The organism is Kitasatospora sp. NPDC093679, from assembly GCF_040683455.1.
In the GTDB taxonomy this organism is placed as follows: domain Bacteria; phylum Actinomycetota; class Actinomycetes; order Streptomycetales; family Streptomycetaceae; genus Kitasatospora; species Kitasatospora arboriphila.
This window is the reverse complement of record NZ_JBFBDW010000024.1, coordinates 95,237-113,725: the sequence shown is the minus strand read 5'-3', so window position 1 is coordinate 113,725 and position 18,489 is coordinate 95,237. Positions and strand designations below refer to the sequence as shown.

Below are 18,489 nucleotides of genomic sequence, written 5' to 3'. Positions count from 1 at the left end.
TGCAGATGTCGCAATCCACACCTGGCCAGAAGGCCCTCACTCATTTCAAGATCACACCGCCGTGAACCCCGTCACCAACCTCCGTGGTCAGAACAGCTAGTCCGGCGGTGGGGAGGTCGGGCCGGAGAGGGCGACGGCGACCAGGGAGCGCAGGGCGGCGGCGATCTGGCCGAGCGGCAGGGTGGTGTCGTCGGCGAAGAGTTCGACCAGCCAGCCGCCGGCCGCGTTGGGGCCGCCCGCCGCGACCATCGCCTTGTAGCCGCTGACCACCATCACGGCCTCCTCGGACGGGTCGTTGCCCGCGGCGCCGGCCCGCAGGGCGAAGCCGCCGCCGCGGGCGGCCCGCCGGGTGAGCGGGTAGTGCCGCAGGTCGAACACGGCGTCCGGGGCCTCGATCTGGGCGCGCTGGGTGGCGGCGCCGGAGCTGCTCGGGCCGCTGGTCATCCGGTACACGGCGTGCTGCGCGGTGCGCATCAGGTGCGAGCCCGGCGGCACGTAGGAGACCCACCAGGCGACGGCGTCGAGCAGCCGGGCGGAGGTCTCGGCGACGGTGACCATCCGGGCCAGGGTGTCGGCGGGGTGGCTGGTGCGGTGGACCTCGTTCTGGTCGAGCGCGGCGAGCACGGTGGTGAGCAGTTGGCCGGGGTCGGCGCTGCGGGCGGCGCCGCGGAAGCGCCGGCGGTCGCCGTTGCCGCGCTGGCCGGGGCCGCCGCGGCGGCCGTCGGCCCGGTGGTGCGGGTCGGCGGCGTCGGCGAGCAGCACGGTCGGGTCGGGCGAGAAGCCGGGGCCGTGGCTGCGGCCGGCCACCACGGGGTGGGCGGCCCGGGAGGCCTTGGCGCGGTACTGGGCGGCGTCGGCGAGCCGGAACAGCCGGTCGGCGGTGGAGACCGGGCCGATGGAGTCGCCGGTGGAGGCGACGCCGCAGGCGACGCCCTCGCCCTCGGTGAGCTGCAGGGCGCGGGCGCAGAGGTCCTCGGCGACGGCCACCACCTCGTCGGCCTTCTGGCCCTCGACGAGCAGGCAGAACTCGTCGCCGCCGAGCCGGGCGGCGAGGCTGCCGGGCAGTTTGGCGGCGCAGAGCGAGAGCTGGTGGGCGAACCGTTCCAGCAGGCGGTCGCCCATCTCGTGGCCGAGCTGGTCGTTGACCCGTTTGAGGCCGTTGACGTCGCAGACGACCAGGCTGACGACGGTGTTGTCGCGGTTGTGGGCCTGCAGGGCGCTCTCCAGCCGGGCGTCGACGGCGCGCCGGTTGGCGAGGCCGGTGAGCGGGTCGGTGAAGGCGAGCCGGCGCAGGTCGGCGAGGCGTTCGGTCTGCGAGAGGCCGGCGGAGATCTGCGCGGCGAGCAGGGTGGCGTAGTCGACGTCGGCCTCGTCGAAGACCGGCAGTCCGGCGCTGCGGGCGAGGTAGAGCTCGCCCCAGGCCTGGCCGTGCAGGACGATCGGGGCGACCAGGCAGCACTCGCGGCCGCGCCGGCGCAGTCCGGCGGCGCGCTGCAGGCAGAAGGCGCCGGCGGCCGGGTGGTCCGGGGCCGGGCCGGGGTCGGTGTCCTCGGCGGTCTGCACCCAGGCTCGGGGCAGCCGGCCGGTCGTCCAGTGTTCGTCGAGGTAGGTGACGATCTCCGGGAAGTCGGCCACCGGGTAGGACTCGTCCTCGGGGAACTCCTCCTCACCGGCGGCGAGTTCGCCGTAGTTGGCGAGCACCCGGAGCCGGCCGGACTCGCGGTCCCAGACCGAGACGGCGGCCATGGTGGCCTCCAGCGCGGCGGTGGCGCGGACGGCGGCGGCCCGGACGGCCTCCAGCGGGGTCAGCGCCCCGGCCATGTCGTGGGCGAGTTCGACGACCGCGCGCAGGCGCGCGTCCGGGGTGGCAGGGGGTCGGCCGGCTCCGTCCGCGCTGTCCGCCTCACCGCTCAACCGGATCGCCTCGTCCCTTGGTCCGCCCTGGTACGCATCCATCCTGGACCAAGATTATGGCGATTTGGTAAGGCATTGCCCGATTTGTCAAGGTGAAGTCGCGGGGGTTCACGGCATGCGGCGACCCGCGGTCACTCCGGGTCGTGGCTCCGGGTGAGCAGCCAGGGCTCGACCAGGCCGAGACCGCGCACCGGGCGCCGCCACATCGGCTGCAGGTGGAAGGGGAAGCCGCCCTCGGCCTGCCGGCCCGCCGGGTCGTCCGGCACGTACGGCGGGACGGCGCCGGTCTGCTCCAGCGCGGTGGCGAACTCGCCGTCGACGAGCACGGCGTCCCGCGGGGCGATGGAGGTGAGCCGGCTGGCCAGGTTGACGGTGGTGCCGAAGACGTCGCCCATCCGGGAGGTGACGGTGCCGAAGGCCATGCCGACCCGCAGCGCGGGCATGGTGTCCTCCTTGGCGAGCGTCTCCACCAGGCAGAGGGCGATCTCGGCGGCGACCGCCGGGTCCTCGGTGACGTAGAGGATCTCGTCGCCGAGCGTCTTGACCACCCGGCCGCCCTGGCCGGCGATGAGGTCGGAGCAGGTGGTCTCGAAGGTCTCGACGAGCGAGCCGAGCTCCTCCTCCTCCAGCCGGCGGGAGAGCCGGGTGAAGCCGACCAGGTCGGCGAAGCCGACCGCGAGCCGGCCGCTGGTGATCTCGTTGTCCTCGGCGGCGTGCACCACGCGGCCGGTGACGGCGGCGAGCTGGCGGCGCCAGACGTACACCAGGAACTGCTCCAGCTCGGGCAGCAGCAGCTCGGTGAGCGGGTAGGCGACCTCGGCGCGGGTGAGGCCGGGCTCGACGGCCTGGGTGAGGTTCTCCAGGAAGGTGTCCATCTGCCAGCCGGCGAGCCGGGCGGTGGTCTGGCCGGTGGAGCGGGCGACCTGGATCGCCATCGGCTCGCTGAGCAGCCCGGACTCGATGAGGCCGGCGAGGCGGCGCAGGGCGATCACGTCGTTGTCGGTGAGCGCCCGGGACTGGCCGATGTCGGGGAAGCCCATCGCCCGCCAGAACCGGGTGGCGAGGTCCATGGGGACGTCGGCCGCGCGGGCCGCCTGGTACGGCGTGTACTTGCGCGGGGCGTCGAGGATCAGCCGTTCCAGGTCCAGCGCGACGGTGCGTTCGCCCGCCCCGCCGGTGCCGTGGCCGCCGTTGCCGTTGCCCGATTCCTCGTCTGCCACCGGTCCATCCCCGTGCGGTCGCCGCACTTCCTCTTGTCCTGCCTGTCAAGGGCGGCCGACCACCCGGGGGTAGTGGCGCGCCTCACACCGCTGCCAGGTGGAATGTTCGCACGGAATCCCGCAATCCGGGGCATCCGTCCGGATCAGGCGGAGTCCGGACGCTCCGGGCGGACGTGCACGACGTCCCCGGCGGCGACCGGGTGGCGGGCGCCGTCCGGGGTGCGGACGACCAGCCGTCCGTCGCCGTCCACCGCGACGGCCTCGCCGGCCAGTTCGCGCTCGCCCGGCAGCTGCACCCGCACCGGGCGGCCGAGCGTGGTGCAGCGGGCGGTGTAGGCGGGCAGCAGTCCGCTCGCGTGCGGGTCGCCGGCGGCGGTCCGCCACTCGCCGTACAGCTCGGCGAACTCGCGCAGCAGGCCGCGCAGCAGGGTCTGCCGGTCGGTGACGGCGGCGCCGGCGAGGGCGAGCGAGGACGCGGTGGGCACCGGGAGCTCCTCGGCGCGCAGCGAGACGTTGATGCCGAGTCCGGCGACGACGGCGCCGCCGGACAGTTCGGTGAGGATGCCGCCGATCTTGCGTTCCTCGCCGCCGACGGCGACCTGGAGGTCGTTCGGCCACTTGAGGCCGGTGTCGAGTTCGGCGATCTTGGCGACGGTGGCGGCCGCGGCGACGCCGACCAGGATCGGCAGCCAGCCGTACCGCTCGACCGGCACGCCGGTGGGCCGCAGCAGCATCGACAGGAAGAGGCCGGAGCGCGGCGGGGCGCTCCAGCGGCGCTCCATCCGGCCGCGGCCGGCGTGCTGGGCCTCGGCGACCAGGACGGCGCCCTCGGGGGCGCCGTCGCGGGCCCGGGCGGCGAGGTCGGTGTTGGTGGAACCGGTCTCGGTGACGACGTCGAAGGAGGTCCACAGGCCGCCGGGGACGACCAGGTCGCGGCGGAGGGCCACGGTGTCCAGCGGCGGGCGTTCGAGGTCCGTCCAGGGGGAGGGCCCGGCGCTCTGGCCGAGGCCGCGCAGGCCGCTGCGGCGGGGACGGGTGGGCTCGGGCTGCTCGGCGTCGGTCACCTGGCCAGCCTACCGACGGGGCACCGGCGGGGCCGCCGCGGCGCAGGGGGCGCGCGGGCCCAGCGCGGTGCCGGCGGGGGTGCGCGGAGGCGGCTGCGGGCGCCTCGGCCACAGGCCGTCCCATCGTCCCGCAGATGGGCGTTCCGACACACTGTGTCGCTGGCCATAACACGATTCGCGCGCGGCTGGCTACGCTACTTGGCGGTAGTCGCAGTGCCGCCCTGCCCTCATGCCGTCGTCGGCTTCGGGAGCGGCCAAGGACCAGGGAGAGCCACCTCAATGACCGAGGCGCCGTACGACCCCCACACCACCGCCGGGAAACTCGCCGACCTGCGGCGCAGGATCGACGAGGCGGTGCACTCCGGCTCCGCCGCGGCCGTCGAGAAGCAGCACGCCAAGGGCAAGCTGACGGCGCGTGAGCGGGTGGTGGAGCTGCTGGACGAGGACTCGTTCGTCGAGTTCGACGAGTTCGCCCGGCACCGCTCGACCAACTTCGGCCAGGAGAGGAACCGGCCGTACGGCGACGGCGTGGTGACCGGCTACGGCACGATCGACGGCCGTCAGGTCGCCGTCTTCGCGCAGGACTTCACCGTCTTCGGCGGCTCCCTCGGCGAGGTGTTCGGCGAGAAGATCGTCAAGGTGATGGACTTCGCGCTGAAGACCGGCTGCCCGGTCATCGGCATCAACGACTCCGGCGGCGCCCGGATCCAGGAGGGCGTGGTCTCGCTCGGCCTGTACGGCGAGATCTTCCGCCGCAACGTGCACGCCTCGGGCGTCGTCCCACAGATCTCGCTGATCATGGGCCCCTGCGCCGGCGGCGCGGTGTACTCCCCCGCGATCACCGACTTCGTGGTGATGGCCGACCAGACCTCGCACATGTTCATCACCGGCCCGGACGTCATCAAGACGGTCACCGGCGAGGACGTCGGCATGGAGGAGCTGGGCGGCGCCCGCACCCACAACACCAAGTCGGGCAACGCCCACTACCTGGCCGCGGACGAGAAGGAGGCGATCGAGTACGTCAAGAACCTGCTGTCGTACCTGCCCTCCAACAACCTCTCGGACCCGCCGGCCTACCCCGAGCAGGCCGACCTCTCGATCACCGACGAGGACCTCGAACTCGACACCATCGTGCCGGACTCGGCGAACCAGCCGTACGACATGCACAAGGTGATCGAGCACGTCCTGGACGACGGCGAGTTCCTGGAGACCCAGCCGCTGTTCGCCGGCAACATCATCACCGGCTTCGGCCGGGTCGAGGGCCACCCGGTCGGCATCGTCGGCAACCAGCCGATGGACCTGGCCGGCTGCCTGGACATCGACGCCAGCGAGAAGGCCGCCCGCTTCGTGCGGACCTGCGACAGCTTCAACATCCCGGTGCTGACCTTCGTCGACGTGCCCGGCTTCCTGCCCGGCACCGGCCAGGAGTGGGACGGCATCATCCGCCGCGGCGCCAAGCTGATCTACGCCTACGCCGAGGCCACCGTGCCGCTGATCACCGTGATCACCCGCAAGGCCTTCGGCGGCGCCTACGACGTCATGGGCTCCAAGCACCTCGGCGCCGACCTCAACCTGGCCTGGCCGACCGCCCAGATCGCCGTCATGGGCGCCCAGGGCGCGGCCAACATCGTCTACCGCCGCGAGCTGTCCGAGGCCGCCAAGGCGGGCGAGGACGTCGACGCCCGCCGCGCCGAGCTGGTCGCCGAGTACGAGGACACCCTGCTCAACCCGTACCTGGCCGCCGAGCGCGGCTACGTGGACGCGGTCATCGCGCCGAGCGAGACCCGCCGGCACGTCGTGCGCGGACTGCGGGCGCTGCGCGGCAAGCGGGAGACGCTGCCGCCGAAGAAGCACGGCAACATTCCGCTGTAGTCCGTTCCGGGAGAGGATCGACCCATGGCCCCCATCCAGGTGCTGCACGGGCAGCCGACCCCCGAGGAGCTGGCCACCGTCCTGGCGGTGGTCCAATCCCGGGCCGCCGCCGCGCAGGCCGCCGCCGAGGCGGCCGGCCGGGCGGGCGGCCCGGCATCCCCGTGGCGCGACCACGCGCGGAAGATGCGCACCATGCCGGCCCCCGGCCCCGCCGCCTGGCGGACCTCCGGCTGGGCCCGCTAGCAGCCGAGCCACCGGACGGCCCGGTGCACCCCCTGCGCGGGGCGGTGCGCCGGGCCGTCCGGCGTGCTGCGTACTGCGGCCGACCGGTCAGCCCGTGGCGGCCGTCCGGCGGCCGAGCAGGCCGTCCAGCGCCACCGCCCCCGGGCCGAGCACCGCGATCAGCAGGAACACCCAGGCGAACAGCGCGGCCGGCTCGCCGCCGTTCTGCATCGGCCAGAGCGCGTGCTCCTGGTGCACGGAGAAGTAGGCGTACGCCATCGAACCGGAGCAGACGACGGCGGCGGCCCGGGTGGCGAGCCCGAGCAGCACCAGGGCGCCGCCGACGAGCTGGATGACCGCGGCGTACCAGCCGGGCCAGGACCACGCCTCCACCGTCGCGCCGCCCCGGCCGCCGGCCGGGACGCCGAACAGCGAGGCAGCGCCGTGGGCGGTGAACAACAGGCCGGCGACGGCGCGGAACAGGGCCACCGCATACGGGCGGACGGCCTCTAATCTGACGGACGAACGGGACACGGTACGTCTCCTCGGCTGGAACATGCGGAAGCCGGACGCCGGTGGGCGCCCGGGGAGTCCCTGACCTGGTGGCGCTGCCGCGTCCCCCGCCCGCACGGATCATGAACGCGACAAGTCGTCCGGACCATTGGAGGGCCGGCCGCCCCCCACGTCAAGGGTTCCGGACGGAGGACGAGGGTTTGAGTACGCGTACTCAGGCGCCGTCCGCGGCCGCGGCGCAGGCTGGTGAGGTGCTCTGGTCAGACCCCCGCGACGAGCCCTCCCCGGAAGCGCGGAGGGCGCAGCGGATGCTCCGCCGCGCCGGCCTGCTGCTGGCGGTCCTCGGCTTCGTCGCGGCCGTGCTGCTGGTGCGGTAGGGCCCTCCGGCAGGGCTTGCCGGGGGGTGCCCTCGCTCTCGCCGGTTGCCCCTAGGCTGGGCGGCATGACCGATCGCCGCATCCTCGTCCTCGCGTCCGCCTCCCCCGCCCGGCTCGGGCTGCTCCGCCAGGCCGGCCTCGACCCGCAGGTCCGGGTCAGCGGGGTCGACGAGGACGCGCTGACCGCCGCCACCCCCGCCGAACTCGCCCTGGTGCTCGCCGAGGCGAAGGCCAAGACCGTGGCCGCGGGCCTGTCCGGCGGCGAGCTGGTGATCGGCTGCGACTCGGTGCTGGAGCTGGGCGGGCAGGCGCTCGGCAAGCCCGCGGACGCCGCCGAGGCGCTGGAGCGCTGGCGGTCGATGCGCGGTCGGTCGGGCGTGCTGCGGACCGGCCACTGCGTCGTCGACACCGCGACCGGCCGGCAGTCCTCGGCGACCGCCTCGACCACGGTCCGCTTCGGCACCCCGGACGACGAGGAGGTCGCCGCGTACATCGCCTCCGGCGAGCCCCTGCACGTGGCCGGGGCGTTCACCCTGGACGGCCGGTCGGCGCCGTTCGTGGAGGGCGTCGACGGCGACCCGGGCAACGTGATCGGCCTGTCGCTGCCGCTGCTGCGCCGGCTGCTCGCCGACCTCGACGTGCGGATCACCGACCTCTGGGTCTGAGCACCCCGCCGCCGCCGCGCATCAGCGCTTCGGCGGCGCCGCGCGGGCCAGGAAGGCCAGCACGTCGGGCAGCGCACCGTCGGAGAGCAGCGGGGCGCCGTGGTTCGCGCCCGGGTAGATCTTGAGCTGCTTGTCCTTGGCGGCGGCCGTGTCGTGCAGGCCGTGCGCGTAGTCGGCGAAGGGCTGGTCGCCCGCCTCGGCGGCGAACAGCACCGGCACGGTCAGCCGTTTGACGGCGTTGCTCGCACTGTCGCCGCCGAAGGACTCGGCCGAGCTGAGCGAGACGACCGCGGCAGGCGGCACCGCGAGGTCGGGCAGCGAGCCGGCGACGATCGAGCCGGTGCCGCCCTTGGAGGCGCCGATCAGCACCAGGGCGGCGATGCCCCTGGCCTTCAGGTAGCCGGCCACCTGCCGGATGTTGTCCGAGACGTTCCCGTTGGCGGTGTACGGCAGCACCGCGTAGCCGGCCCGGGTGAAGGCGTCCAGGTAGGGGATCCAGTCGCAGAGGCTGCCGCCGTTCTGGTGCGAGAGGACGACGGCGGTCTTCGCGCCGCCCGCGTCGGAGTCCCGGAAGTAGGCCTGCACCGGGGCGAGCCCGTCGACGGTGACCGAACCCTTGGCCGCCTGCTCCTCGGTGAGGCAGCCGTGTCTCTCCGGGCTGCTCGCGGCCGCGGGCGCCGGTGTGCCGCCGGCGGCGGACGAGCAGCCCGCGAGTACCGCGGCCGCCGCCAGGGCGGTCGCGAGCCGTACCGCCGTGGTGGTCCGCATCACATCGTCTCCCCGGGTCGAGGGCGGCCGGCCGCCGCCCGACGCGGCGTCACGCTAGGGGGGAGCCGCAGGCAGCGTCAATGGTCCATACCAATGGCGGACAAAGCGGAGCGGATCACTCCGCACAGCGCCCTGCGGAATCGGACAGAACCGGGGGCGAACTACTGTCGCGGCGGGCCAGCCCGGCCCCGTACCGTCCCCCGATAGGCTGACGCAGCCGTCGGCCGGAAGGAGCGGGGGACATGACCGACAGCGTCCTCAACGTGGTGCTCGGGCTGGTGGCGTCGACCATCAGCGCGGGCATCGGCTGGCTCGCCCAGACCGCGCGCCGCCGGCGCCGACTGGAGCGCACCCGGCGGTTCTTCGGCATGCCGGAGGGCACCGAGTGCCTCCTGGTGGTCAACCGGGAGGCCGGACCCCGCGCCACCACCGCGGTGGCGCGCAACGACGTGTACGCGCTGATGGAACTCGCCGCCCTGGTGCGCGAGTGCGGGGCGCGGGCCGAGGTCGTGGCGCACGACCAGGTGCGCCAGGGGCTCGGCGCCAAGGCGGAGTTCTGCCTCGGCGGCCCGTCGAGCAACCAGCGCACGGCCGCCCACCTGGCGTCCTGGCTGCCCGGGGTCGAGGTCGCCTCGGGCGACACCGCCCTGACGATCACGGTGGGCGACAAGGAGTTCCCGCTCGCCCGGCCGGTCCAGGAGGGCGTGCCGGTGTACGCCCTGCTGGCCAGGGTGCACGCCGGATCGGGTGACCGGCCGGTCTTCCTGATATCGGGTCAGACCTCCACGTCCAACCACGCGGCGGTCCGCTACCTGGCGGCCAACCACCGCGCGCTGGCGCGGCGGCACGGCACGGACAGCACGTTCGTGGTGGTGCTGAAGGTGGTCAACCCCGGGGCGTACGGTCCGGACGTGGTCGAGCTCGCCGCGGAGGTCACCGCCGAGGCGACGGCCAAGCCGGCGCCGGCGGCCGCCACCGCGGCGGCCTGACCTCCGTGTGGCGAAGGCCACGGGCCGGCAACGACGGCCCGGGGCCGCTGCGCGCCGCGGCGGACCGCTGCGCGTAGCGTCTCTACCAGCGGGGTCTGCCGCTGTGTGGTCGCGTGATCACGAAATCGGGTGACGCTCCGTGTGGGCTAGCTCACCACCAGGGACTACTCGCCGGTAGTGCCCTTAGATCCCTAGACTCAACGAGGTTCAAGAAGGGAGCCACAGTGCGCAAGGTGCTCATCGCCAACCGCGGAGAGATCGCTGTCCGCGTCGCCCGGGCGTGTCGGGACGCCGGTATCGCCAGCGTCGCCGTCTACGCCGAGCCCGATCGGGACGCGCTGCACGTCCGCGCGGCCGACGAGGCCTACGCGCTCGGCGGCGACACCCCCGCGACCAGCTACCTGGACATCGCCAAGGTGCTCAAGGCGGCCGCCGACGCGGGTGCGGACGCCGTCCACCCCGGTTACGGCTTCCTCTCCGAGAACGCCGACTTCGCCGAGGCCGTGATCGCGGCCGGGCTGATCTGGATCGGCCCGCCGCCGCAGGCCATCCGCGACCTCGGCGACAAGGTCACCGCGCGGCACGTCGCCCAGCGCGCCGGTGCCCCGCTGGTCGCCGGCACGCCGGAGCCGGTGTCCGGCGCCGACGAGGTCGTCGCCTTCGCCACCGAGCACGGCCTGCCGGTCGCCATCAAGGCGGCGTACGGCGGCGGCGGTCGCGGTCTGAAGGTCGCCCGCACGCTCGAGGAGATCCCCGAGCTGTACGAGTCCGCCGTCCGCGAGGCGGTCGCCGCCTTCGGTCGCGGCGAGTGCTTCGTCGAGCAGTACCTGGACAAGCCGCGGCACGTGGAGACCCAGTGCCTGGCCGACCAGCACGGCAACGTGGTGATCGTCTCCACCCGTGACTGCTCGCTGCAGCGCCGCCACCAGAAGCTGGTCGAGGAGGCTCCCGCGCCGTTCCTGACCGACGAGCAGAACGCGGAGCTGTACCGCGCCTCCAAGGCCATCCTCCGCGAGGCGGGCTACGTCGGCGCCGGTACCTGCGAGTTCCTGGTCTCCCAGGACGGCCTGATCTCCTTCCTGGAGGTCAACACCCGCCTGCAGGTCGAGCACCCGGTCTCCGAGGAGGTCACCGGCATCGACCTGGTCCGCGAGATGTTCCGGATCGCCGACGGCGAGGAGCTCGGCTACGACGACCCGGAGATCCGCGGTCACTCGATCGAGTTCCGCATCAACGGCGAGGACCCGGGCCGGGGCTTCCTGCCCGCCCCGGGCACGGTGTCGCTGTTCGCCCCGCCGTCCGGCCCGGGCGTCCGCCTGGACGCCGGCGTCGAGACCGGTTCGGTCATCGGCCCCGCCTGGGACTCGCTGCTCGCCAAGCTGATCGTCACCGGCAGCACCCGGCAGCAGGCTCTGCAGCGCGCCGCCCGTGCGCTGGAGGAGTTCAAGGTCGAGGGCATGGCGACCGCCATCCCGTTCCACCGCGCGGTGGTCACCGACCCGGCGTTCGCGCCCGAGGTGCACGGCAGCGACGCGCCGTTCTCGGTCTACACCCGCTGGATCGAGACCGAGTTCCAGAACACCATCCCGCCGTTCGCCGGTGCCGGCGCCGAGGGCGAGGAGGCCGAGGGCCGCGAGACCGTCGTCGTCGAGGTCGGCGGCAAGCGGATCGAGGTCTCGCTGCCGTCCTCGCTGGGCGTCGCGAGCGCCCCGGCGGCGACCGGCACCAAGGTCGCCAAGCGCCGCGTCGGCGCGAAGAAGGCGGGCTCCGCGGTCAGCGGCGACACCCTCGCCTCGCCGATGCAGGGCACCATCGTCAAGGTCGCCGTCGAGGAGGGCCAGGTCGTCGCCGAGGGCGAGCTGATCGTCGTCCTGGAGGCCATGAAGATGGAGCAGCCGCTCAACGCCCACAAGGCCGGCACCATCGTCGGCCTCAAGGCCGAGGTCGGTGCCAGCGTCAGCAGCGGCGCCGCGCTCTGCGAGATCAAGGACAACTGACCCCGCGTCGGACGTCGGACGGCCGGCCCGCACCCCTCGGGAGTGCGGGCCGGCCGTCGGCCTTTCGGGGCCGGGTCAGGGCCGGGTCAGGGCCGGCCGGTGGCCGGCGGGCGGGGCCATCAGAGCGGCGTGCCCGGGGCGGCGCTGGCCGGGCAGCGGGGCACCGGGCGGTGCGGTGCGCCGCGGGCCGCCGGCGGGCGGCGCCTGGTGCGGCGTCATCGGGTGCGCCGGGCCGCCGCTGTGCACCGTCGGCTCCGCGGGCGTGCCGAGCGGGGCGAGCGAGATCTGCACCCCGCAGTCGGCGAGCGCGTCGAGCTCCCGGGCGGTCGGGTCCTGCGCGGCGGACTGCTCGTCGGTGACCAGCCGGGTGATGGCCTCCGTCGGCACCGTCTGGAACATGGTGTCGGAGCCCAGCTTGGTGTGGTCGGCGAGGACGATCACCTCCGTCGCCGCCTGCACCAGTGCGCGGTCCACGCTCGCGGACAGCATGTTGGTGGTCGACAGGCCGCGCTCGGCGGTCAGCCCGCTGCCGGAGACGAACGCCTTCGACACCCGCAGGCCGGCCAGCGACTGCTCGGCGCCGCTGCCCACCAGGGCGTAGTTGGAGCCGCGCAGGGTGCCGCCGGTCATCACCACCTCGACGCGGTTGGCGTGCGCCAGCGCCTGGGCGACCAGCAGCGAGTTGGTGACCACGGTGAGGCCGGGCACCCGGGCGAGCCGGCGGGCCAGCTCCTGGGTGGTGGTGCCGGCACCCACGACCACGGCGTCGCCCTCCTCGACCAGGCCGGCGGCCAGGTCGGCGATGGCGCTCTTCTCGGCCGCGGCGAGATGGGTCTTCTGCGGGTAGCCGGGCTCCCGGCTGAAGCCTCCGGGGAGCACCGCCCCGCCGTGCCGGCGGTCGAGCAGCCCTTCGGCCTCCAGGGCCCGGACGTCCCGGCGGACGGTGACTTCGGAGGTCTGGACGACGCGGGCCAACTCCCGGAGCGAGACCGCTCCGTTGGCGCGCACCATTTCGAGGATCAACTGGCGACGTTCTGCAGCAAACACGGAACCGACGGTAACGTGAATGACCGTCTGCTTTCAGGCGTTTGCAGCCAGTAGCCGGAAACGCTCACGTACGAGCGGCGCGCGACCGTACAATTCGCGCCGCGGGCGGCTCCGTGCACGCTCGGCCGCGCGGGTGGAACGCGGAGGGCGGCCGCCGCGGCGGCCGCCCCGGATGCGCGCGGCAGGTCAGGAGTCCGAGCCCTCGCGCTTGCGGATGTGCAGCTGCCGGGCGGCCTCCGCGGTGGAGCCGGACAGCGACGGGTACACGGTGAACGCGCCGGCCACCTGTTCGACCGTCAAGTTGTTGTCCACGGCGAGCGAGATCGAATGGATGAGTTCGCTGGCGCGCGGCGCGACGACCACGCCGCCGACCACGATGCCGGTGCCGGGGCGGCAGAACAGCTTCACGAAGCCGTCCCGGATGCCCTGCATCTTGGCCCGCGGGTTGCCGCGCAGCGGCAGCTTCACCTCGACGGCGTCCATCTTGCCGCCGGCCACGTCGGCGGCCGTGTAGCCGACCGTGGCGATCTCCGGGTCGGTGAAGACGTTGGAGGCGACGGTCTTCAGGTTCAGCGGCTGCACCGCGTCGCCGAGCGCGTGGTACATCGCGATCCGGCCCTGCATGGCGGCGACCGAGGCGAGCATGAAGACGCCGGTGCAGTCGCCGGCCGCGTAGACGCCCGGGGCGGTGGTGCGGGACACCCGGTCGACCTTGATCTGGCCCCAGTCGTTCAGCGCGACGCCGGCCTCCTCCAGGCCCATGTCCGCGGTGTTGGGGATCGAGCCGACCGCCATCAGGCAGTGGGTGCCCTCGATGACCGTGCCGTCGGAGAGGGTGACCTCGACCTTGTCGCCGATCCGCTTGGCGCTCTCGGCGCGCGAGCGGCTCATCACGTTCATGCCGCGGCGACGGAAGACGTCCTCCAGCACCTCGGCGGCGTCCGGGTCCTCGCCCGGCAGCACCCGGTCGCGGCTGGAGACCAGCGTGACGTCGGAGCCGAGCGCCTGGTAGGCGCCGGCGAACTCGGCGCCGGTGACGCCGGAGCCGACCACGATCAGCTCGCGGGGCAGCTCGTCGAGGTCGTAGACCTGGGTCCAGGTGAGGATCCGCTCGCCGTCCGGCTGGGCGTCGGGCAGCTCGCGCGGGTGCACGCCGGTGGCGATCAGCACGGCGTCGGCGCGCAGCGTCTCGGTGGTGCCGTCCTCGCGGTCGACCACCACCTCGCGGGAGCCGTCCACCGCCTGGCCGCCGGCGCCGAGCCGACCCTTGCCGCGGAGCACGGTGACGCCGGCCCGGGTGACGGCCTGGGTGATGTCGTGGGACTGGGCGATCGCGAGGCGCTTCACGCGTCGGTTGACCTTGCCGAGGTCGACGCCGACCACCCGGGCGGACTGCGCGAGCGGCGGGGTGTCGTCGGCGACGATGATGCCGAGCTCCTCGTAGGAGCTGTCGAAGGTCGTCATCACCTCGGCGGTGGCGATCAACGTCTTGGACGGCACACAGTCCGTCAGCACCGCCGATCCGCCCAGGCCGTCGCGGTCGACGACGGTCACCTCCGCGCCGAGCTGGGCGGCCACCAGGGCCGCCTCGTATCCGCCGGGTCCGCCACCGATGATCACGATCCGAGTCACGGGCACCATTCTCCCGCATGCCGGAACCAAAGCCACGCCGGGGGCGTTGCCTCCTGCCCGGGCCCTTCTGCGGGCTCCTGCGGGCGCCCCCGCGGGCCCGCCCGTTCCGGTCCGGGGCAGCGCTCTCCCGTAGGCTGGCGCCCATGTCGCTCTACGCCGCGTACGCCACGAACCTCGACGCCCGGCAGATGACCAGGCGCGCCCCGCACTCCCCGCTGCGCGGCACCGGCTGGCTGGACGGCTGGCGGCTGACCTTCGGCGGCGAGCAGCTGGGCTGGGAGGGCTCGCTGGCGACGGTGGTGGAGGACGAGAAGGACCAGGTCTTCGTCTCGCTCTACGACGTCTCGCCGATGGACGAGGAGGGGCTCGACCGCTGGGAGGGCGTGCAGCTCGGCATCTACCGCAAGATCCGGCTGCGGGCGCACACCCTGGACGGCGACATCCCGGTCTGGACGTACGTGCTGAACGACTACGAGGGCGGCCTGCCCGCCGCCCGCTACCTCGGGCTGATCGCGGACGCGGCGGAGAGCGCCGGCGCCCCCGACGACTACGTGCACGAGCTGCGCCGCCGCCCCTGCTGAGCCCGGCCGCGGTCCGCCGCGGCCGCGACGGTACCGCTCGGCGGCGCCACGACCGGGGTCCGCGGCCTCGTGCGATCCGACGGACCGGGGTGTCCGCAGGCCGCCTGTCCCGGTATTTCCGGATGATTCGGGTAACGATCCGGCGCGTCTTGGCGGGATGGTCTACGCGCGTAGGCGAATCTTGTCTATCCTCGGACCCGTGAACGCATCTCCTCAGTCGGTCGTCTCCGCCGACCCCTACGCCGCCGCCCGGGCCGCCGCCGACCGCCTCCGCGAGCTGACCGGCGTCGACCGCCACGACGTCGCCCTCGTCATGGGCTCCGGCTGGGTGCCGGCCGCCGACGCCCTGGGCGAGACCGTGGCCGAATTCCCGGTCACCGAACTCCCGGGCTTCCCCGCCCCCGCCGTCGCCGGGCACGCCGGCCGGATCCGCTCCGTGAAGATCGGCGAGAAGCGCGCCCTGATCTTCCTCGGCCGCAACCACTACTACGAGGGCCACGGCGTTGCCACCGTGGTGCACGGCGTCCGCACCGCCGCCGCCGCGGGCTGCGGCATCGTCGTCCTCACCAACGGCTGCGGCGGTCTGCGCGAGGGCTGGACCCCGGGCCAGCCGGTCCTGATCAGCGACCACATCAACCTCACCGCCGACTCGCCGATCGTCGGCGCCAACTTCGTCGACCTCACCGACCTCTACTCCAAGCGGCTGCGCACCCTGTGCCGCGAGGTCGACCCGACCCTCGACGAGGCCGTTTACGTGCAGTTCCGCGGCCCGCACTACGAGACCCCGGCCGAGGTCAACATGGCCCGGGTGATCGGCGGCGAGCTGGTCGGCATGTCGACCACGCTGGAGGCCATCGCCGCCCGCGAGGCCGGCACCGAGGTGCTCGGCATCTCCCTGGTGACCAACCTGGCCGCCGGCATCACCGGTGAGCCGCTCAACCACGAAGAGGTGCTGGAGGCCGGCAAGGCCAGCGCCGAGCGGATGGGCGCGCTGCTCGCGAAGGTCCTTGAGCGGATCTGAGCCCGCACTGACGCAGAATCAGTAGACCGGCGGCCGGCCGCGGCACCCCCGCGGTGCCGCGGCCACCGCCGGCCGGCCCACACCCCCGTTTGGAGCTCGCAGCATGGCGCAGGCACCCACCACCGACCTCCTCGCCCGGGCCCGTGCGTGGCTCGCCGAGGACCCCGACCCGCAGACCCGCGCGGAGCTCACCGAGTTGCTCGCCGCCGCCGAGGGCCCCGACGCCGAGTCCGGGGAGCGGATCGCCTGGTCCCGGCTGGCCGAACGCTTCGCCGGCCGCCTCCAGTTCGGCACCGCGGGCCTGCGCGGCGAACTCGGCGCCGGCCCGATGCGGATGAACCGCGCCGTGGTGATCCGCGCCGCCGCCGGCCTCGCCGCGTACGTGCGCAAGAACCCCGGACTGGGCGACCTCGTGGTGATCGGCTACGACGCCCGGCACAAGTCGTACGACTTCGCCCGGGACACCGCCGCCGCCGTGGTCGGCGCCGGCCTGCGCGCCGCCCTGCTGCCGCGGCCGCTGCCCACCCCGGTGCTCGCCTTCGCGATCCGCCACCTCGGCGCCGCGGCCGGCGTCACGGTGACGGCCAGCCACAACCCGCCGCAGGACAACGGGTACAAGGTCTACCTGGGCGACGGCTCGCAGATCGTGCCGCCCGCGGACATCGAGATCGCCGCCGAGATCGACGCGATCGGCGCCCTCGCCGACGTCCCGCTCGCCGAGGGCGGCTGGGAGGTGCTCGGCGACGACGTCGTCGAGGCCTACCTCGACCGCGCGGTCACCGTGCTGGACCCGGCCGGCGCCCGCGCGCTGGACGTGGTCTACACGCCGCTGCACGGCGTCGGCCGGGACGTCCTGCTCGCCGCCTTCAAGCAGGCCGGCTTCCCGGCGCCCACCGTGGTCGCCGAGCAGGCCGAGCCCGACCCCGACTTCCCGACCGTGGCCTTTCCCAACCCGGAGGAGCCCGGCGCGATGGACCTGTCCTTCCGGACGGCCGCCGCCGCCGGCCCGGACATCGTCATCGCCAACGACCCGGACGCCGACCGCTGCGCGGTGGCCGTCCCGGACAACGGCGGCTGGCGGATGCTCCGCGGCGACGACGTCGGCGCGCTGCTCGGCTCGGCCCTGGTAGCCAAGCGGGTCGGCGGCACCTTCGCCACCACCATCGTCTCCTCCACCCTGCTCGGCCGGATCGCCGCCGCCGCGGGCCTCGGCTACACCGAGACGCTCACCGGCTTCAAGTGGATCTCCCGCGCCGAGGGCCTGCGCTACGGCTACGAGGAGGCGCTCGGCTACTGCGTCGACCCGGAGGGCGTCCGCGACAAGGACGGCATCACCGCCGCCCTGCTGATCGCCGAGCTCGCCGCGACCCTCAAGCGGTCCGGCCGCACCCTCACCGACCTGCTGGACGACCTGGCGCTGGAGCACGGCCTGCACGCCACCGACCAGCTCTCCGCCCGGGTAGACGACCTCGCGCTGATCGCCGAGGCCATGCACCGGCTGCGCGAGCGGCCGCCGACGGTCCTGGCCGGGCTGCAGGTCACCCGGGCCGACGACCTCACGGCCGGCTCCGCCGACCTGCCGGCCACCGACGGCCTGCGCTACTACCTGGCCGGCGAGGGCGTCCGCTCCGCCCGGATCGTCGTCCGGCCCTCCGGCACGGAGCCCAAGCTCAAGTGCTACCTGGAGGTCGTCCTCCCGGTCGCCGACGCCGCCGGACTGGCCGACGCCCGCGTGCGGGCCGCCGCCCTGCTCGACGGCATCAAGCGCGACCTCGCGGCTGCCGCAGGCATCGGCGCCTGACGGCCCGGCGCCGCCCGGCGGACACCCCGCTTCGTCCGCCGGGCGGCGCCACACGGCAACGGGCCCCCGCCGACCCGAGAGGTCGGCGGGGGCCCGTGCGTCCGTACGACGCGGGCGTCAGCCCGCGACGATCAGGGTGATCAGCGCGATCAGGCCGGCCACGGTCGGCACGATCACCCACCAGCACCAGCCGACGGTCACCTCGCCCTTGGCCTCGGGCCGGCCGGCGCACCGCTCGGCCAGCTCCTGCAGGTTCCCGACGACCTGGTCGGACCAGGCCCGGGTGGGGTCGTTCTCGCCCGGCCGCAGCGGCGCCGACGGCGTGCCGTCCTTGGCCGCCCGCATCGCCCGGCGGCTCGCCGCCTTCCGCTGGCGGATCGACACCGGCACCGCCCAGACCTGGTACTTGTGCCCGCCGGCGAACAGCTCGACCGAGTACCCCGACCGCAGCCCCTCCACCTGCGACCACGGCGCGTGGACGCTGCGCAGCGGGTTGCGGACGAGCAGCCGGCGCTCGTTGGCGTACACCGCGGGGCGCAGCGTGTAGGCGATCACCGGGAAGACGAAGACCGGCGCGGCGGCGAGCGCCACCCAGGGCGTGCGGCCGGTGCCGGAGATCACGGCGTCGCCGATCAGCCAGGCGGCCACGGCGAGCAGCAGGACACCGGAGATGATGCCCGGGCCGGAGCGGTAGACGCGGTCGGCGTACTGCGGCTCCTCGGGGGCGGCGGGACCCGGGTGGGGCGTGCCGTCGGATTCGGTCATGAGGACGATTCTGCCGCATGGGACCCGTCCGCCCCAGGGAC

General features: G+C 74.1%; 16 protein-coding genes and 1 pseudogene. 9 read left to right on the top strand and 8 right to left on the bottom strand.

The window, feature by feature from the left end:
* Positions 1 to 795 precede the first annotated feature (795 nt).
* From AB0O09_RS21040 to AB0O09_RS21030, 3 genes and pseudogenes are all read right to left on the bottom strand, one after another.
* A pseudogene (locus tag AB0O09_RS21040) lies at positions 796 to 1,821 on the bottom strand (sensor domain-containing diguanylate cyclase); the annotation flags it as partial.
* A 224-nt stretch (positions 1,822 to 2,045) separates the two neighbouring features.
* The gene (locus tag AB0O09_RS21035; RefSeq protein ID WP_344622096.1) at positions 2,046 to 3,134 is read right to left on the bottom strand and encodes an adenylate/guanylate cyclase domain-containing protein; all 1,089 of its coding nucleotides are present in this window, start codon (positions 3,132 to 3,134) and stop codon (positions 2,046 to 2,048) included.
* Between the two features lie 143 nt (positions 3,135 to 3,277).
* Positions 3,278 to 4,150 carry a biotin--[acetyl-CoA-carboxylase] ligase gene (locus AB0O09_RS21030; protein ID WP_363543376.1) on the bottom strand — a complete coding sequence of 291 codons (873 nt, stop codon included), beginning with the start codon at positions 4,148 to 4,150 and terminating at the stop codon, positions 3,278 to 3,280.
* 327 nt (positions 4,151 to 4,477) lie between these two features.
* Between AB0O09_RS21030 and AB0O09_RS21025 the strand changes: the two genes are divergently transcribed.
* Positions 4,478 to 6,070 (top strand): acyl-CoA carboxylase subunit beta, encoded by a 1,593-nt coding sequence (locus AB0O09_RS21025; RefSeq protein ID WP_363543365.1) that lies wholly within the window; start codon positions 4,478 to 4,480, stop codon positions 6,068 to 6,070.
* A gap of 24 nt (positions 6,071 to 6,094) precedes the next feature.
* On the top strand, positions 6,095 to 6,313 hold the full coding sequence (locus tag AB0O09_RS21020) for an acyl-CoA carboxylase subunit epsilon (RefSeq protein ID WP_359982280.1): 219 nt from the start codon (positions 6,095 to 6,097) through the stop codon (positions 6,311 to 6,313).
* An 87-nt stretch (positions 6,314 to 6,400) separates the two neighbouring features.
* Here AB0O09_RS21020 and AB0O09_RS21015 read toward each other — a convergent pair whose 3' ends face one another.
* Positions 6,401 to 6,850, bottom strand: coding sequence for a DoxX family protein (locus tag AB0O09_RS21015; RefSeq protein ID WP_363543363.1), 450 nt, complete (start codon positions 6,848 to 6,850; stop codon positions 6,401 to 6,403).
* Positions 6,851 to 7,005: 155 nt separating this feature from the next.
* Here AB0O09_RS21015 and AB0O09_RS21010 point away from each other — a divergent pair, with 155 nt between their 5' ends.
* Together AB0O09_RS21010 and AB0O09_RS21005 are read left to right on the top strand one after the other, a co-directional pair.
* Positions 7,006 to 7,182: a hypothetical protein gene (locus tag AB0O09_RS21010; RefSeq protein ID WP_344622099.1), complete on the top strand. Its 177-nt coding sequence runs from the start codon at positions 7,006 to 7,008 to the stop codon at positions 7,180 to 7,182.
* A gap of 65 nt (positions 7,183 to 7,247) precedes the next feature.
* Positions 7,248 to 7,847 (top strand): nucleoside triphosphate pyrophosphatase, encoded by a 600-nt coding sequence (locus AB0O09_RS21005; protein WP_363543361.1) that lies wholly within the window; start codon positions 7,248 to 7,250, stop codon positions 7,845 to 7,847.
* Between the two features lie 21 nt (positions 7,848 to 7,868).
* Here AB0O09_RS21005 and AB0O09_RS21000 read toward each other — a convergent pair whose 3' ends face one another.
* On the bottom strand, positions 7,869 to 8,615 hold the full coding sequence (locus AB0O09_RS21000; protein ID WP_363543359.1) for a hypothetical protein: 747 nt from the start codon (positions 8,613 to 8,615) through the stop codon (positions 7,869 to 7,871).
* Between the two features lie 242 nt (positions 8,616 to 8,857).
* Between AB0O09_RS21000 and AB0O09_RS20995 the strand changes: the two genes are divergently transcribed.
* Both AB0O09_RS20995 and AB0O09_RS20990 read left to right on the top strand, forming a co-directional pair.
* Positions 8,858 to 9,604, top strand: coding sequence for a hypothetical protein (locus AB0O09_RS20995; RefSeq protein ID WP_363543357.1), 747 nt, complete (start codon positions 8,858 to 8,860; stop codon positions 9,602 to 9,604).
* Between the two features lie 224 nt (positions 9,605 to 9,828).
* Positions 9,829 to 11,601 (top strand): biotin carboxylase N-terminal domain-containing protein, encoded by a 1,773-nt coding sequence (locus tag AB0O09_RS20990; RefSeq protein ID WP_363543356.1) that lies wholly within the window; start codon positions 9,829 to 9,831, stop codon positions 11,599 to 11,601.
* A gap of 75 nt (positions 11,602 to 11,676) precedes the next feature.
* Here AB0O09_RS20990 and AB0O09_RS20985 read toward each other — a convergent pair whose 3' ends face one another.
* Positions 11,677 to 12,648, bottom strand: a complete 972-nt coding sequence (locus tag AB0O09_RS20985) for a DeoR/GlpR family DNA-binding transcription regulator (protein WP_363543354.1) — start codon at positions 12,646 to 12,648, stop codon at positions 11,677 to 11,679.
* Positions 12,649 to 12,834: 186 nt separating this feature from the next.
* On the bottom strand, positions 12,835 to 14,289 hold the full coding sequence (locus tag AB0O09_RS20980) for an NAD(P)H-quinone dehydrogenase (RefSeq protein WP_363543352.1): 1,455 nt from the start codon (positions 14,287 to 14,289) through the stop codon (positions 12,835 to 12,837).
* Between the two features lie 134 nt (positions 14,290 to 14,423).
* Here AB0O09_RS20980 and AB0O09_RS20975 point away from each other — a divergent pair, with 134 nt between their 5' ends.
* The 3 genes from AB0O09_RS20975 (at position 14,424) to AB0O09_RS20965 (ending at position 17,683) form a co-directional block, all read left to right on the top strand.
* Entirely contained in the window at positions 14,424 to 14,861 is a 438-nt protein-coding gene (locus AB0O09_RS20975) for a gamma-glutamylcyclotransferase (RefSeq protein ID WP_344622106.1), read from the top strand.
* Positions 14,862 to 15,060: 199 nt separating this feature from the next.
* Positions 15,061 to 15,882 (top strand): purine-nucleoside phosphorylase, encoded by an 822-nt coding sequence (locus tag AB0O09_RS20970; protein ID WP_363543350.1) that lies wholly within the window; start codon positions 15,061 to 15,063, stop codon positions 15,880 to 15,882.
* 103 nt (positions 15,883 to 15,985) lie between these two features.
* Complete coding sequence (locus tag AB0O09_RS20965; protein WP_363543349.1) at positions 15,986 to 17,683, top strand: phospho-sugar mutase; 1,698 nt, start codon at positions 15,986 to 15,988, stop codon at positions 17,681 to 17,683.
* Positions 17,684 to 17,800: 117 nt separating this feature from the next.
* Here AB0O09_RS20965 and AB0O09_RS20960 read toward each other — a convergent pair whose 3' ends face one another.
* A complete protein-coding gene (locus AB0O09_RS20960) occupies positions 17,801 to 18,448 on the bottom strand; it encodes a PH domain-containing protein (protein WP_363543347.1) in 648 nt (215 codons plus the stop codon).
* Between the last annotated feature and the right edge of the window lie 41 nt (positions 18,449 to 18,489).